The organism is Pedobacter xixiisoli (genome assembly GCF_900215335.1).
Classification (GTDB): Bacteria; Bacteroidota; Bacteroidia; order Sphingobacteriales; family Sphingobacteriaceae; genus Pedobacter; species Pedobacter xixiisoli.
In genome coordinates, this window is the sequence record NZ_OCMT01000002.1 from 759,246 (window position 1) to 774,579 (window position 15,334).

Consider the following 15,334-nt stretch of genomic DNA (forward strand, 5'->3'; position numbering starts at 1 on the left):
AACTGTGAACATCTTATCCGTGTATCGCTTCCTTATTTCCGTAGCTTTGTATTAGGTTTCCTTCAAACTCTAGCCATTCCTTCCAGCGCTTATCTACATCAACGTCAACGGTGTATTTACGAGCGAAATTTAAGAAGGTAGTATAATGTGTTGCCTCAGAAACCATCAATTCGTGGTAGAATTTAGCTAGCTCTTCATCCTTGATATTTTGTGATAATACTCTGAAACGTTCGCAACTACGAGCTTCAATCATTGCCGCAAACAACAACCTATCTATAAAAGCTTGATTTCTGCTTCCATCTTTTTTGCTAAACTTCACTAAACGACCAACATAATCGTCTTTACGCTCACGACCTAAAGTATAACCACGCTCTTTGATGATATTAATAACCATCTGAAAATGCTCCAATTCCTCTAAAGCAATTGCCGTCAATTCATCAACCAAATCCTGATGTTCGGAGTTTTGCGTAATTAAAGTGATGGCATTACTAGCCGCTTTTTGCTCGCACCAAGCGTGATCGGTTAATATTTCTTCCAAATTTCCTTCGGCAATATTCGCCCAACGAGGGTCGGTAAGTAGTTTCAGTCCTAGCATAAGCCGCAAAATTAAGAATATATCGTGATATTATATTAACCACAAAGAACACTAAGAAAAACGAAGTCTTTAATTTAGAAAGTCGATTCTTTGCAAGAAAGAAAATCTTCGTGTTCTTTGTGGCTTCGTGGTTAAGTCTTTTGTAGTTCAACGGAATAAATGCAATTTTGCAGAACATGGCGTCAAGAAAAGTTTTATTTATTGGATTAGTTTGGCCAGAACCTACTTCATCGGCAGCAGGCACTCGTATCATACAATTGGTACAACTTTTTTTAGCCAACGGCGATGAAGTTCATTTTGCATCTGCTGCGTCTAAAAGTGATTTCAGTTTCGAATTAACAGCTATTGGCGTTATTGAGCATGAAATAAAACTCAATGACAGTTCTTTTAACGAATGGCTAGCAAACCTCAACCCAAATATCGTAGTTTTCGATAGGTTTATGATTGAGGAACAATATGGTTGGCGAGTACAGCAAGAGTGTCCGAATGCGATGCGAATTTTGGATACTGAGGATTTGCATTTCCTGCGTCACGCTAGGCAGCAGTCCATTAAACATAGCACCGGATTAGATTTATATAATGACGTTACCAAACGAGAACTGGCATCTATCTTACGTTGCGATTTATCCTTAATTATTTCGCAGGTGGAAATGGATTTGCTGCAAACATTCAATATCAGCAACCAGATACTTTACTATCTGCCATTTTTAGAACAAGAAATTACTACTATTGAACATTGGAAAACTTTTGAAGAAAGAAAAGATTTTGTTTTCATCGGCAATTACCTTCATGAACCAAATTGGCAGACTTTACAATACCTCAAAACTAGTGTTTGGCCTTTGTTAAGAAAAAAACTTCCAGAAGCTTCATTACATATTTATGGGGCTTACGCTACAGAAAAAGTAACACAATTGCAAAATACTAGAGAGAAGTTTTTTGTTCATGGCAGGGCCGAAAATGCCAGAGAAATTATCGCTCAATACCGAATTTTATTGGCTCCGCTCCTATTTGGTGCAGGTGTAAAAGGCAAATTTATAGATGCTATGCAAACGGGAACACCAATTGCCAGTAGTGTAGTTGGTGCCGAAGGAATGGCAAACGGATTGGACTGGGCTGGTGTCATAAATAATAATTTAGAAGCTTTCGTTGATGAAACGTTGGCATTTTATCAAAATGAAATCCAGTGGAAGCAAGCGCAACAAAATGGAATTAAAATTATTAACGAATTATATTCTAAAAATAAGTTTGAAGCACCTTTTTTAGAAAGAATTATTGCTATTGAAGAAAACCTAAACGGACATCAGCAACAGAATTTCTTCGGAGAAATATTAAAGCATCAAACCTTACAAAGCACTAAATACATGTCGCTTTGGATTGAGGAAAAGAACAAGAAAGCATAATTATATTTACAAATTCAATTACTTAGGCATTAATATATGGAAGAATTAAATGAATTAGAAACAACATTACTGAATGGTTTAGTCCAAAAATATCCTTCCTTAAAATCTCACTTATCTCATCTTAAAGTTTCAAAAAGAGGAGTTTCTGGTTTCAGCTTTTACGTAAATTTCGCCTACGTTGATTTCAGCGAAGAACCAGAAATGATTAATGCTTTGTTCAGTAATGGCGAAAAAATAGAAATACCCGCATTAAAAGAAGGTTTGAGTTATGTCATCGATGTTACCGCTGGAATAATTGAACATGTCGAATTCTCTACTTATAAAGAAAAATGGGATGGTACATTTGGAGAATATCGAATTGTGGAAAGTGAAACTGGCAATTAAAAACGATCAACCTTTTTTACAACATTCAAACATTCCATCCCCAAAACCTTACAACATTCTTGTAACTTTGCCCCATGGCAAAAATATCCATCAATCTGGCGACAGGTTCATTACAAAAAGAAGAAATTATTGTAGGAATTGATTTAGGTACTACCAACAGTTTGGTCGCTTTTATCAATCCAGAGCAACAACCACAGGTAATTAATGATGCAGGAAAAGGCGTTTTGGTTCCATCGGTGGTGCACTTTAATGAACATGGCGATGCAGAAGTGGGTAACGAAGCTAAAGCTTACTTAACTACCGACCCTTCCAATACCATTTTCTCTGTAAAACGATTGCTAGGCCGTTCGTACAAAGATGTTGCGGAACACAGCGATATTTTTAGCTACAAAGTAATTGATGACGATAGCGATGCATTGGTAAAAATTAAAGCTGGCGACAGATTTTACACTCCAATTGAGCTTTCGGCGGAGATTTTAAAAGAACTGAAAGCTAGAGCGGAACATGCGTTAAAAACTCCAGTGAACAGAGCGGTAATTACGGTTCCTGCGTATTTCAATGATAGTCAGCGACAAGCGACTAGAGATGCTGGTAAACTTGCCGGATTGGATGTATTGCGTATTGTTAACGAACCTACCGCAGCGAGTTTGGCCTATGGTTTAGGTTTAGATCCATCGCAGCAGAAAACCATTGCAGTTTATGATTTAGGTGGGGGTACTTTCGATGTTTCTATCCTACAAATTCAAAATGGTATTTTCGAAGTATTAAGCACCAACGGCAATACGTTCTTAGGTGGCGATGATTTTGACCGTGCCATCTTCAACTATTGGATAGAAAAAAATCAGCTAGATGCTGCATCAGTAGCCAAAGACAATGTACTAACACAAAGCTTACGTTTACAAGCCGAAGCTGCTAAAAAAGCATTAACAACTCAAAACCTCTACAACGAAAAATTGGGAGAAATTTGGTGCACTTTAGATAAAGAAACCTTCGAAAGTTTAATTGCTGCTAAAGTACAAGAAACCATCGAAGCTTGTAAATCGGCTTTAAAAGATGCAGAGTTAAGCATTGCTGATATTGACGAAGTGGTTTTAGTGGGTGGTTCTACCCGTACACCTTACGTTAAAAAAGCGGTGAGCGAATTCTTCGGAAAAACCCCTCAAGATAACATCAACCCTGATGAAGTGGTGGCTTTAGGTGCGGCCGTACAAGCTGATATTTTAGCGGGTAACCGTTCGGATATTTTATTACTGGATGTTACGCCATTGTCACTTGGCATCGAAACCATGGGTGGCCTAATGGATGTAATTATCGCTCGTAACAGCAAAGTACCAACTAAGGCTGGTCGCCAATACACCACCTCGGTAGACGGACAGGTGAACATGAAAATTTCGGTTTATCAAGGCGAACGCGATTTGGTAAAAGAAAACCGTAAACTGGCAGAATTTGATTTGAAAGGCATTCCAGCGATGCCTGCAGGTTTACCGAAGGTGGATATCAACTTCTTACTAAATGCGGATGGTATTTTAACGGTTCAAGCCATTGAGTTACGTTCGGGTGTGAAACAAGAAATTGAGGTTAAACCAAGTTATGGCTTAAGTGATGATACGGTAGAGAAAATGTTAATTGACAGTATTACCAATGCTAAAAGTGATGTGGAGCAACGCATGCTGATTGAGGCACGCAGCGAAGGCGAGCAATTGGTTTACACCGCAGAGCGATTTATAGAAAAACACAAAGATTTACTTACAAAAACCGAAGTTACTGACACACAAAAACACATCGATAGCTTGAAAGAAGCTTTGGGCAGTGGCGACAAAGATATCATCCTTAAGAAAACGGATGAATTGAATGAGTTCACTCGTCCATTTGCAGAAAGAGTGATGGATACGGCAATTGGTCAGGCAATGAAAGGTAAAAAGATAGATGAATAATACAGGAAGCTTCATCAATGTTAGAATAATATTCACACAGCGTCTTTTTAAATAGAACACCCCGCCCGTTGGGCACCCCTCTAAAAGAGGGGAATTGTAGTCCTCAAATTATTCGGTGGGTGTCGAAAATTGGGCTGGCAACCTAACGCAAGTTGGAATACGAAGTTGAGTTTTTTGTTAGCGCTAGCCCTACAATCTCCTCGTTCAGCTATGTTAGGTCTCCTATTTTTCGGTTTGCACCCGAAAGCCAAAGCACTTTCTTTAAAAGAAAAATAGGCAACCGAGAGTTTATCAGCAAAGCTGATGAGCTTCGCTACGCTACGGTTTTGTTACTTTTTGCGGTCAAAAAGTAAGAGCCCAGCGGCGGTGAGCTAAAAATACATTTTAACAACATTTCGAACACACCTCAACTAGAGCCTCGTATTTAAATTATAAATCCAATTAAACTGCAAACCAGTTACTTTTTTTAGGATATTGAAAGCCTTCTTCATAGATTTACTTTATGAAGAAGGCTTTTATTTTAACACTCGCACTATTTTCTAGTGTCGCTTTTGCTCAGCAAAAAAACATCATCACTACAGATATCAAGAATTTTTGGGAAGCTTATGACCAAATTAAAGCTACAAAAGATAGTGCAACGCAACTCTCGATCATTCAAAATTCCTACATCAACAAAGGCACTCCGGGTTTAAAAGCTTTGATGGAAGTTAGGAATTATACACCTCAGGGCTTTATAAATGCAATCAATCGTTATCCAAATTATTGGTCGTCGGTTAGAGCAAATACTTTAAAAGTAGCAGATTACGCTCAAAAAATTGAATCGGCTATAGCGTCCCTTAATAAATTATATCCATTGAAACCAGCTAAAATCTACTTCAGTATTGGCGCTTTAAGAACTGGCGGAACAACACTCGAAGATAAAGTTTTAATTGGTGCAGAAATTTCGATGGCTGATGATCAAACTAACACCGAAGAACTACAGAAAGATTTCCCTCATTTGGTAAGCTTTTTCAAAACTCGTCCAATAGACGGAATGGTTTTCACCAACGTGCATGAATATGTACATACGCAGCAAAAAACCACCATTGGCAACACACTTTTAACGCAAGTTGTACTAGAAGGCGTAGCAGAATTGTTGGCAGAAAAAGCATTGAAAGTATCCTCTCCTAACCCTCAAATGGCTTTTGGAAAAGCAAACGATGCAAAGATTAAAGCCGCTTTTGAAAAAGAAATGTTTTCTAGCTCTGTAGCAAATTGGCTGTATAATAGTCCTAATAATCAATTTAAAATGCGTGATTTAGGTTACTACGTTGGTTATGCCATTTGCGAAAACTTCTATAATCTTTCGAAAGACAAAAAGGCCGCAGTAAAAGAAATGATAGAGCTAGACTACAATAAGGAAGAAGATTTGATTGCTTTTGTAGAAAAGTCTAAATATTTTGAGCAGCCTTTAGCGGTTTACAAGGAAGCTTTTGAAAAATCTAGACCAGAAGTAATCGGCATTAAAGAATTTGAGAACAACAGTCAGAACGTAAATACAAGCACTAAAACAATCACCTTGCATTTCTCGCAACCAATGAATACCAATGCTAGAGGTTTTGATTATGGGCCAACTGGCGAAAAAAATGTGCTGATGGTACAACGAGTAATCGGTTTTTCGGAAGATAAAAAATCTTTCAGTTATGAAGTGAAACTTGAGCCCAACAGAAATTACCAAAGTGTAGTTACCGAAAGATTTAGGAACGAAAATGGCATTCCTTTAAAAGCCTATTTAATCAACTTTAAAACAGCAGAATAAAATCATGCAATTCACCAACGAAACCATAGACCTACAGCAATTACCCAAATACGAGGAAACTATTTTAACTGCACCAGCTCCAAAATATTGGCGGATTATCATCATCAATTTGATTATTTTCCTTTTTATTATTGGTGCTGGTTTGAGCGCATTATTTCTCATCGATGACGAAGTGCAATCCAACTGGTCAATTTTCGCAGGAATTTTTGTGGCTTTTGCAGCATTTCTATTTTTGCTATTCCGTGCTAGTTTTAAACGCAGAGGTTTCGCCCTAAGAGAGAAAGACATACTCTATAAAAGTGGCGTTATTGCAGAAACTACCATCATTGTGCCGCTAAATCGCATACAGCACGTATCATTAAGTGAAGGTGTTTTATCGAGGATGTTTGATTTAGGCACACTTCAAATTTATACCGCAGGTGGCTCAAGTGGCGAAATCCGCATTGCGGGAATTCCAATTGAGCAAGCCAAAGCATTAAAGGAAGCCTTGGTGCAACGTCTAGTGGTTAATTCAGAAACAGAAAGCGAATAATGACGGTAGATTTTAGCCAACCCCAACGACAATCGGCCTCTGGAATTATCATTACGGCTGCCTATGCACTTCAGCGAGTTATAAGAGCTATGTTTATTCCGTTAGCTTTTGTTATTATCAAATCTAACAAAACTTGGTTATTATACTATAGTATTGGTATTGCCGCTGTACTCGTAATTTCATTAATTTATGCTTACTTCTATTTCTTGAAGTTCAGCTTTTACCTTGATCCAGTTAAACAAGAATTTGTAATCGATAAAGGTGTATTTGGCAGGAAAAACTTGACCATTCCAATAGAAAAAATACAACAAGTAAATATCAATCAAGGCTTTTTACAGAAATTGATTGGTGTTTACAGCTTGCAAATAGATACTGCCGGTTCTGATAGTAAGGAAGTAAGTATTAGCGCCATTAGTGGTCCCATCGCTTTTGCACTAAAAGAACATTTGTTAAACGGCGAAAGGGAAACAATTTCTGAAGAGAAAGGCGAAGAATTAGTAACGCCGCAAAACCTGCAAAAGGAAACGCCATTTATTAAAATCAGCGCCGGCACTTTGCTAAAAATTGGGTTAACCAGCAACTACGGACAAAGTATCCTTTTATTGCTGGGTTTTGGTTATGCTGTTTTTCATAATATTAAAGAACTGTTAAGAGCTTTCGATAATGACCACGGACAAGTAGAACAATTTTTCAAAAGTGGCGTCACCATTATTTCGGTTGGTGTATTACTGGCAGCGATTATTTTTATTCTTCTTGCCACTAACGTGATAAGAACTTTTGTAAAATACTTCGATTTTCAGATGAGCAAACATCAAAAATCACTGCTAATCTCTTCTGGACTTTTAGCGAAGAAAAACACACTATTGCATCCAAATAAGGTGCAGATTACCGAGTACAGTCAAAATTATTTCCAGAAGAAAATAGGTTTGTTTAACATGGCGTTGAAGCAAGCTCATGCCGGTCAACAACAATCCGAAAAGGAAGTCAAAAGCAACAATATGGAAGTTCCAGGTTGCAGTCCATTAGAGAAAGATGAGGTTTTAAGGATGATTTTGAGCAAGCTTCCGCAAGATGGGACTAGCTATAAACCTAACTTCCGTTTTATGAACTTGCCTATTTTATTCAGCGTATTGTTGCCATTAGTAGTATACCTTGTTTTTTATCAATATCTACCAGAAACAAAACCATTTTATCCCGTAGCCATTGCCTATGCTTTAATTGCTTCGTTGATGATATACATTTCATATACTAGGCAACGCATTACAGTTTCGGAAGATTTTATCATTAAACAAAGTGGAATTTGGGACATCTCGCAGGAAATTATTGAACCACATAAAATTCAATCGATTAGCACATCCCAATTTCCTTGGCATAAGTCTTTAGATATTGGCCACGTGATTTTGCATACTGCTGCTGGCAATATTTCGTTTAGCTATGGCAATTACACAGAAATTAAGGCACTCGTAAATTGGTGGCTTTATCAGGTGGAAAGTGGGCAGAAGGATTGGATGTAACATAAAAAAAGTACGGGCGAAAAATGTTTCGCCCCAACAGATAGAACACTATGGAAAAAATCACAATTAAAACAACTATCAATGCTCCTATCGAAAAAGTATGGAAATATTTTACGGAGCCAGAATTTATTAAGCAATGGAATAATGCCTCACCAGATTGGCACACGCCCGCAGCTACTAATGACTTAACAGTAGGTGGAAAATTTTCGTACACCATGGCAGCAAAAGATGGCAGTTTCAGCTTCGATTTTGAAGGTACTTATGATGTTATTCAAGAAAAAAAATACATTTCTTACACCATTGCAGACGGCAGAAAAGTAGAAATAATTTTTGAAGCTAATAGCGATATAGTAGAAGTAACGGAAACTTTCGAAGCCGAAAACCAAAACCCAATTGAAATGCAACGTGGCGGCTGGCAAGCTATTTTGGATAATTTCAAGAAGTTAGTAGAAAGTAGTAATTAAGCTTATTCTCCGTCATTTCGATGAGTGCAACGAAGAGAATTGAAAAACAACGAAGTTAAATCTAACAACTTTGTATGACATCATTGTGCTAGATTTCTCTCTGCGTTCGAAATGACGGCAAGACGAAGCAAACATCGAGCTTTTACAACCATTACTCGTCATTGCGAGGCACGAAGCAATCTCAAAGCGATTTGTTAACAATTTTGTAAGATTGCTTCGCAAAGCTCGCAATGACAACCCCATTAAAATCTATTCTCATTGAAAAAAATATACATCCTGAGTGGCCTTGGTGCAGACGAGAGAGTTTTTAAATACCTAGATTTTAAAGACTGGGATGTTACTTTTATCAATTGGATTAAGCCTTTAACAAGCGAATCGCTAACTAACTATACTAAAAGGATAAGCGAACAAATTAAGCACGAAAATCCAATTCTTATCGGTTTATCTTTTGGCGGAATTGTTGCTGCCGAACTTACCAAAATCATCCCTGTTCAAAAGTTAATTCTTATTTCATCACTAAAAACTCGGCAAGAAATTCCATTAATTTACCGCTTAGCTGGTAAAACTAATTTACATCGGCTTATTCCCTATTCCATTCTTAAAAAAGACCATTTTCTAAACAGGTGGCTATTCGGTGTAATTAGAAAAAATGATAAAGATTTATTTCAGCGTGTTTTGGCAGATACTGATATTGACTTTCTTAAGTGGGCAATCAACTGCATTGTCAAGTGGAGCAACTCGGAATTACACGCTAACTTATTTCATATTCACGGCACTAAAGATAAACTTCTTCCAGTTCGCAAATCTGGCGAAGTAATCGCTATTCAAGACGGTGGGCATTTAATGGTGCTGGATAAAGCAAAGCAAGTCAGCGAAGCTTTGCACAAGATTATTTAAAATCTTATTCCGATAAGTGGCATTACCCTATAATCTCCATAATCTATGTACGGGCGAAAAATTTTTCGCCCCAACTGGTGAGGCAATAATTACAGCATCATGATCCCTTTAATCTCACCTACTTTTTTATAGATATCCACAACTGCATCTGCATCTTGCATCCATTTTTTAACAGTAACAGAAATGTATTTACCTGTTTTAGATGGCGTTTCAATAAACTCTTCCTCAGGTAGTACTTCTCTTAATTCAGTCAATTTTTCTGTACCTCCCGTTAAAATAAACTTAAAAGCATATAATCCAGGGAAAGTTTGTACGCTTTCTAATTTCTGCTTGAAATTAGCATAGGTATCTTCGTTGTTTCCCTCTGGGATATCATTAAAACCCAAATCGTGGTTTAAATTATTTTCTTCCATAACTAGTCGTTATCAAATTTTATTCCTAATTGAGTAAGGATGCTATTTTGGCAGGAGACAGTTACCAGTTGTCAATTTTCAGTCTCACCCCAGTTAACCGATTAACCAATTCAACCTGTTAACCAAACCTTTCAACAAATTCAGTAATTCCCCTTACAATTTACTATTTTTGAACCTTTAAAAAAGAGAAGATTTGGATTATTTAGCAGGATTAAACCCACAACAAAGAGCAGCAGTTGAGAATACAGACGGACCGGTGATGATTGTAGCGGGTGCAGGCTCTGGAAAAACAAGGGTAATTACCTATCGCGTGGCGCATTTGATACAAAAAGGTGTTGACCCGTTCAACATTTTGGTATTAACCTTTACCAACAAAGCCAGTAAGGAGATGCGTGAGCGTATCGAAAAAGTGGTGGGTAGCGAAGCTAAAAGCATTTGGATGGGAACTTTCCACTCGGTGTTCGCCAAAATCTTACGTGTAGAAGCAGAAAAAATTGGCTATCCTAGCAATTTCACTATTTATGATACCGACGATTGTAAAAGCTTAATCCGAACTATCCTTAAAGAAATGCAGTTAGACGATAAGCTTTATGCGGCTAACATTGTCTATAACCGTATTTCCCAAGCGAAAAACAATCTTATTTCTGTTGCAGAATACATCAACAACCCTGCTTTACTAGCAGAAGATATTGGGAATAAAAGACCTGAATTAGGAAAAATTTACGAGACCTACGCCAAGCGTTGTTACAAAGCCGGCGCAATGGATTTCGACGATTTGTTATTCAAAACCAACGTACTACTTAGAAAACATCCAGAGGTACTTAACAAGTACCAACATAAGTTTAAATACATCATGGTGGATGAGTATCAGGATACGAACCATTCGCAGTATACTATTGTAAAAAAATTGGCTGCAGCGCATGAAAACTTATGTGTAGTTGGCGATGATGCGCAAAGTATTTACGCTTTCCGTGGAGCTAATATTCAAAATATCTTAAATGTCGAACGCGATTATCCCGATTTGAAGGTTTACAAGTTGGAGCAAAACTATCGTTCTACGCAGAACATTGTCGAAGTTGCCAACAGCATCATCGCCAATAACAAAAATCAGTTAGAGAAAAATGTATTCTCGGCTAATGAGCAGGGCGATAAAATCAAGATTTCAAGAGCTTTCACAGATAACGAAGAAGGTAAATTAGTAGCCGAAGCCATTGCACAGGAACGTACTGGAAATGGATTAAACTACACCGATTTCGCTATTTTGTACCGTACCAATGCACAAAGTAGGGCAATGGAGGAAGCTTTGCGTAAACTGAATGTTCCTTACAAAATATATGGTGGACTTTCTTTCTATCAACGTAAAGAGATTAAGGATTTGATTGCTTACTTCCGTTTAACGTTTAATCCGGCAGATGAAGAAGCACTGAAACGTGTCATTAATTATCCTCGTCGTGGTTTAGGCGACACCACTTTAGATAAAGTATCGGTAGCAGCAAACGAACACGGTATTACCATGTGGGAAGTAATTTGCAATCCTCACCAATACTTAGGTGGACGTATACCTAACCAATTGAACGATTTTGCCATGATGATTAAAGCATTTGCGGCAGAAGCTAACAAATTAGATGCCTACGAAACTGCTTTATACATTGCGCAACATGCTGGAATTTTAAAGGAATTGCATAGCGATGATAGCGTTGAAGGTAGAGCTCGTTACGAAAATATTCAAGAGTTATTGAATGGTGTGAAGGAGTTTGCTGAACGTGAAGACATTGAGGACCGTAGCCTGGCTATTTTTATGCAAGACGTAGCTTTGTTAACTAACGATGATAAAGATAAGGACAAAGATGCAGATACAGTTTCGTTAATGACCATACACTCGGCTAAAGGTTTGGAGTTTAAAAACGTTTTTGTAGTTGGTTTGGAAGAAAATCTGTTTCCATCGCAAATGTCGTTAACCTCAAGAACTGATCTGGAGGAAGAGCGTCGTTTGTTCTACGTTGCTATTACCAGAGCTGAGAAAAAATTAACTTTAACCTACGCTACTTCACGCTATCGTTGGGGCACTTTAACTTCATGTGAGCCTAGTCGTTTCATCAATGAGATTAGCCCTAAATATCTAGAGCTAGATGCCATTAAACAAGCTAAACCTAGTTTTAGCAGCGGCGGATTTGACACCGAACGTAAAACTTGGAGTCAGCAGAGAGAAATGCAACAGAAACCGGCTTCACAGCAAACCGCATTTAAACCAAAACCTACCACTTCTATCCTACCCAAAGCCCACATACCAACAGCTGGTTTTACCCCAAGTGCTGCAAACGAGTTTCAAATGGGCATGGATGTAGAACACGAAAAATTTGGTTTCGGCAAAATTGTTCAGCTAGAAGGAAGGTTACCAGATGTAAAAGCCACTGTATTTTTCCAAGGCTTAGGCAATAAACAGTTGTTATTGAAGTTTGCTAAGTTGAGGATTGTGAAGTAGTTTATTTTTTGGATGTTTGGGTATTTGGATTTTTAGCTGTTTAGTTTTTCAGCGAGATGCTTTCACCACCCCGTCATTTCGACGATAGGAGAAATCTTTGAATTAGTATGAAAAGGCAACTTTAAAGATTTCTCGGCTACGCTCGAAATGACGAACGAGTTAAAGACTTTGCAAAAACTTAAAACTTATTACTTATAACCTACTACCTAAACTTATTACTTAAAACTTTTCTATATTTGTAACAACAAACCACTCCGGTGAATTTCATAATTGAAAACATCTTTGGAAGTTTAGGGTTTTCCCTTAGTCTATAACTTCTGTTTCGGTTATTTCATAGTGGTTTGAGATAGTTTTACCTTTTGGTCATTTCAATTTTGCGTTTTGCTGTTTTTAGGTAAACCATTGTTAATTAAACCTGATGGGAGCGGAAATATTTTTGTGTGGTGTCATCCTGGTCCCGAAGTATCGGGAGAAGGATTTTGTGTTAATTGCAGGCGCTTCGATAAACTCAGCATGACAAAAAAGAGCAATAACATAAACACAAAAAAATAATAGCGTACAGCAGGACTAATTTGCCATGAAAAGCAGGCATTGATTTTCAAAAATTATATTTTGGCAACCTTGAAGTAACCTTGAACAATTAATTTTACATCTTGTATTTTAAACATCAAGAAATATTAAGAAAAACCTTAAATTCTTAATGTTTAATTATACTTAGCATAAAAAAGAATGAATTTCGATTATAATACCACCAGAAGCGAATTAATTTTGGCTGAATATGGACGTAATGTCCAAAATATGGTAAAGTATATTATTACGTTACCAACTAAAGAAGAACGCAATAAATATGCACAAGCCGTTATTGATTTAATGGGCTTTTTAAACCCACATTTACGTGATGTGGCAGATTTTAAACATAAACTTTGGGACCATTTGCACATCATTTCTAACTATCAGATTGATGTAGATAGCCCATATCCTAAACCTACGCCAGAGAGCAAAGAATTTAAACCAGAACATATTGGTTATCCACAGCAGCGTATCAAATACAAGCATTACGGCAGAACGGTAGAAAAACTAATTGAAAACGCCATTGCTGAAGAAAATCCGGAACGTAAAGCTGGTATGGTGCAAGGTATTGCTAACTTTATGAAAATGGCCTACGTGCAGTGGAATAAGGACAATGTTGCAGATGAAGTGATTATCAAAAACTTGAGAGAACTTTCGGGCGGTGCTTTAGTTTTAGAAGATAATGTAAACCTACAAAAGGTAGAGTTTAGAAACCAAAACAACAGGCAGAACAACAACAATCGCGGTCGCCAAAACAATAATAACAACAACAAAAACCGCCAAAATAACAACAACAATAACAACCGTCAGCGTAATAATAATAACAATAAACAAAGACATTAACCTTTTTTAAAGGCAAAACCAAAATAGAATGAATGCATTTGAAATTATAGGCGGCAAAAAGCTAAAGGGCGAAATTATCCCTCAAGGTGCCAAAAACGAAGCTTTACAGATATTATCGGCCGTTTTACTAACGGAAGAAAAAATTACCATCAGCAATATTCCTGATATTAAAGATGTAAACAAACTGATTGAACTTTTAGGAGATTTAGGCGTAACGGTTGAGCGTTTAAGCAAAGATACTTACACTTTTGAAGCAAAAAACATTAACCTAGATTTTTTCTCTTCTGATGTTTTTAAAGCAAAAGGAGGTGGTTTACGTGGTTCTATCATGATTGTAGGGCCGTTGTTGGCTCGTTTCGGTAAAGCGGCAATTCCTAAACCAGGAGGAGACAAAATTGGTCGTCGTCGTTTAGACACGCACTTTTTAGGCTTCGAGAAATTAGGAGCAAAATTTGTTTACGACCAAAAGAAAGAGTTCTTCAACGTAGATGCGACCAACCTACAAGGCTGTTACATGTTGTTAGACGAAGCTTCGGTTACAGGAACAGCAAACATTGTGATGGCAGCAGTTTTAGCTAAAGGAACTACGACTATTTATAACGCAGCTTGCGAGCCTTACTTACAACAATTATGTAAGATGTTGAACCGTATGGGTGCAAAAATTAGTGGTATTGGTTCTAACTTACTTACTATTGAAGGCGTTAAAAAATTAGGTGGTACTGAACACAGAATGTTGCCAGACATGATTGAAATTGGTTCTTTTATCGGTTTAGCAGCTATGACAGAGTCTGAAATCACCATAAAAAACGTACAATATGACGAGTTAGGTGTTATTCCAGAAGTTTTCAAAAAACTGGGTATCAAACTAGAGCGTCGTGGCGATGACATTTACATTCCTTCTCAAAAACATTATGTAATCGATACTTTTATCGACGGCTCTATCCTAACCATCGCAGATTCGCCTTGGCCTGGTTTTACGCCAGATTTATTGAGTATCGTGTTGGTAGTGGCTTCGCAAGCTAGAGGTTCGGTTTTGATACACCAAAAAATGTTTGAAAGTCGTTTATTTTTCGTTGATAAATTGATTGACATGGGTGCGCAAATCATTCTTTGTGACCCGCACCGTGCTACCGTGAATGGTATCGACAAAAAGTACCAGTTACGTGGTATCAGCATGACTTCACCAGACATTAGAGCTGGAGTTTCGTTGTTAATCGCTGCGCTTTCTGCTGAAGGCAAATCGACCATCTACAACATCGAGCAAATTGAGCGTGGTTACCAAGATATCGATACTCGTTTACGTGCTTTGGGTGCGCAAATTAAGCGTATCGATGGCGCTGGACCAAGCCATTAGAATTTACAATTGTAGGTTTAAGTTATTAGAAAAGCAGGACAAATACGTATCACAGCGTTAGTCCTGCTTTTTGGCTTTAGTCCCTCGCTATGCTCAGGCGCTGCCGCCTTCAATCAGGTTTGATTAACAAAATCTTGTGCTAAACATTCAAACC

13 protein-coding genes are annotated in these 15,334 nt (G+C 37.6%); 11 read left to right on the forward strand and 2 right to left on the reverse strand.

Going from position 1 to position 15,334, the window contains the following annotated elements; genetic code table 11:
• Nucleotides 1–13 precede the first annotated feature (13 nt).
• Nucleotides 14–595, reverse strand: coding sequence for a MiaE family protein (locus CRO54_RS09475; protein ID WP_097131337.1), 582 nt, complete (start codon nucleotides 593–595; stop codon nucleotides 14–16).
• 176 nt (nucleotides 596–771) lie between these two features.
• Between CRO54_RS09475 and CRO54_RS09480 the strand changes: the two genes are divergently transcribed.
• The 8 genes from CRO54_RS09480 (at nucleotide 772) to CRO54_RS09515 (ending at nucleotide 9,518) form a co-directional block, all read left to right on the forward strand.
• On the forward strand, nucleotides 772–1,995 hold the full coding sequence (locus CRO54_RS09480) for a glycosyltransferase (protein ID WP_097131339.1): 1,224 nt from the start codon (nucleotides 772–774) through the stop codon (nucleotides 1,993–1,995).
• Between the two features lie 36 nt (nucleotides 1,996–2,031).
• Complete coding sequence (locus CRO54_RS09485; RefSeq protein ID WP_097131341.1) at nucleotides 2,032–2,379, forward strand: hypothetical protein; 348 nt, start codon at nucleotides 2,032–2,034, stop codon at nucleotides 2,377–2,379.
• Nucleotides 2,380–2,453: 74 nt separating this feature from the next.
• Nucleotides 2,454–4,313 (forward strand): Fe-S protein assembly chaperone HscA, encoded by a 1,860-nt coding sequence (gene hscA, locus CRO54_RS09490; protein ID WP_097131344.1) that lies wholly within the window; start codon nucleotides 2,454–2,456, stop codon nucleotides 4,311–4,313.
• 502 nt (nucleotides 4,314–4,815) lie between these two features.
• Entirely contained in the window at nucleotides 4,816–6,111 is a 1,296-nt protein-coding gene (locus tag CRO54_RS09495; RefSeq protein ID WP_097131345.1) for a DUF2268 domain-containing putative Zn-dependent protease, read from the forward strand.
• A gap of 4 nt (nucleotides 6,112–6,115) precedes the next feature.
• The gene (locus CRO54_RS09500; protein WP_097131347.1) at nucleotides 6,116–6,643 is read left to right on the forward strand and encodes a PH domain-containing protein; all 528 of its coding nucleotides are present in this window, start codon (nucleotides 6,116–6,118) and stop codon (nucleotides 6,641–6,643) included.
• The gene (locus CRO54_RS09505; RefSeq protein ID WP_097131348.1) at nucleotides 6,643–8,157 is read left to right on the forward strand and encodes a PH domain-containing protein; all 1,515 of its coding nucleotides are present in this window, start codon (nucleotides 6,643–6,645) and stop codon (nucleotides 8,155–8,157) included. Before CRO54_RS09500 ends, CRO54_RS09505 begins: the two co-directional genes overlap by 1 nt.
• Before the next feature lie 50 nt (nucleotides 8,158–8,207).
• Nucleotides 8,208–8,621 carry an SRPBCC family protein gene (locus tag CRO54_RS09510; protein ID WP_097131349.1) on the forward strand — a complete coding sequence of 138 codons (414 nt, stop codon included), beginning with the start codon at nucleotides 8,208–8,210 and terminating at the stop codon, nucleotides 8,619–8,621.
• Nucleotides 8,622–8,879: 258 nt separating this feature from the next.
• The gene (locus CRO54_RS09515; protein ID WP_097131351.1) at nucleotides 8,880–9,518 is read left to right on the forward strand and encodes an alpha/beta fold hydrolase; all 639 of its coding nucleotides are present in this window, start codon (nucleotides 8,880–8,882) and stop codon (nucleotides 9,516–9,518) included.
• Nucleotides 9,519–9,607: 89 nt separating this feature from the next.
• Here the strand turns inward: CRO54_RS09515 and CRO54_RS09520 are convergent, their stop codons facing one another.
• Nucleotides 9,608–9,931, reverse strand: a complete 324-nt coding sequence (locus CRO54_RS09520; RefSeq protein WP_097131353.1) for a DUF493 domain-containing protein — start codon at nucleotides 9,929–9,931, stop codon at nucleotides 9,608–9,610.
• A 193-nt stretch (nucleotides 9,932–10,124) separates the two neighbouring features.
• Between CRO54_RS09520 and CRO54_RS09525 the strand changes: the two genes are divergently transcribed.
• From CRO54_RS09525 to murA, 3 genes are all read left to right on the forward strand, one after another.
• On the forward strand, nucleotides 10,125–12,413 hold the full coding sequence (locus tag CRO54_RS09525) for an ATP-dependent helicase (protein ID WP_097131355.1): 2,289 nt from the start codon (nucleotides 10,125–10,127) through the stop codon (nucleotides 12,411–12,413).
• Nucleotides 12,414–13,142: 729 nt separating this feature from the next.
• Nucleotides 13,143–13,826 (forward strand): DUF4290 domain-containing protein, encoded by a 684-nt coding sequence (locus tag CRO54_RS09530; RefSeq protein ID WP_097131357.1) that lies wholly within the window; start codon nucleotides 13,143–13,145, stop codon nucleotides 13,824–13,826.
• A gap of 28 nt (nucleotides 13,827–13,854) precedes the next feature.
• Nucleotides 13,855–15,180, forward strand: coding sequence for a UDP-N-acetylglucosamine 1-carboxyvinyltransferase (gene murA / locus CRO54_RS09535; RefSeq protein WP_097131360.1), 1,326 nt, complete (start codon nucleotides 13,855–13,857; stop codon nucleotides 15,178–15,180).
• Nucleotides 15,181–15,334: the final 154 nt, after the last annotated feature.

Coding starts and splice junctions, on each gene's coding strand:
- CRO54_RS09505 (WP_097131348.1), top strand. CDS start 6,643: ATGACGGTAGATTTTAGCCAACCCCAACGACAATCGGCCTCTGGAATT.
- CRO54_RS09510 (WP_097131349.1), top strand. CDS start 8,208: ATGGAAAAAATCACAATTAAAACAACTATCAATGCTCCTATCGAAAAA.
- murA (WP_097131360.1), top strand. CDS start 13,855: ATGAATGCATTTGAAATTATAGGCGGCAAAAAGCTAAAGGGCGAAATT.
- CRO54_RS09480 (WP_097131339.1), top strand. CDS start 772: ATGGCGTCAAGAAAAGTTTTATTTATTGGATTAGTTTGGCCAGAACCT.
- CRO54_RS09500 (WP_097131347.1), top strand. CDS start 6,116: ATGCAATTCACCAACGAAACCATAGACCTACAGCAATTACCCAAATAC.
- CRO54_RS09475 (WP_097131337.1), bottom strand. CDS start 595: ATGCTAGGACTGAAACTACTTACCGACCCTCGTTGGGCGAATATTGCC.
- CRO54_RS09495 (WP_097131345.1), top strand. CDS start 4,816: ATGAAGAAGGCTTTTATTTTAACACTCGCACTATTTTCTAGTGTCGCT.
- CRO54_RS09520 (WP_097131353.1), bottom strand. CDS start 9,931: ATGGAAGAAAATAATTTAAACCACGATTTGGGTTTTAATGATATCCCA.
- hscA (WP_097131344.1), top strand. CDS start 2,454: ATGGCAAAAATATCCATCAATCTGGCGACAGGTTCATTACAAAAAGAA.
- CRO54_RS09485 (WP_097131341.1), top strand. CDS start 2,032: ATGGAAGAATTAAATGAATTAGAAACAACATTACTGAATGGTTTAGTC.
- CRO54_RS09530 (WP_097131357.1), top strand. CDS start 13,143: ATGAATTTCGATTATAATACCACCAGAAGCGAATTAATTTTGGCTGAA.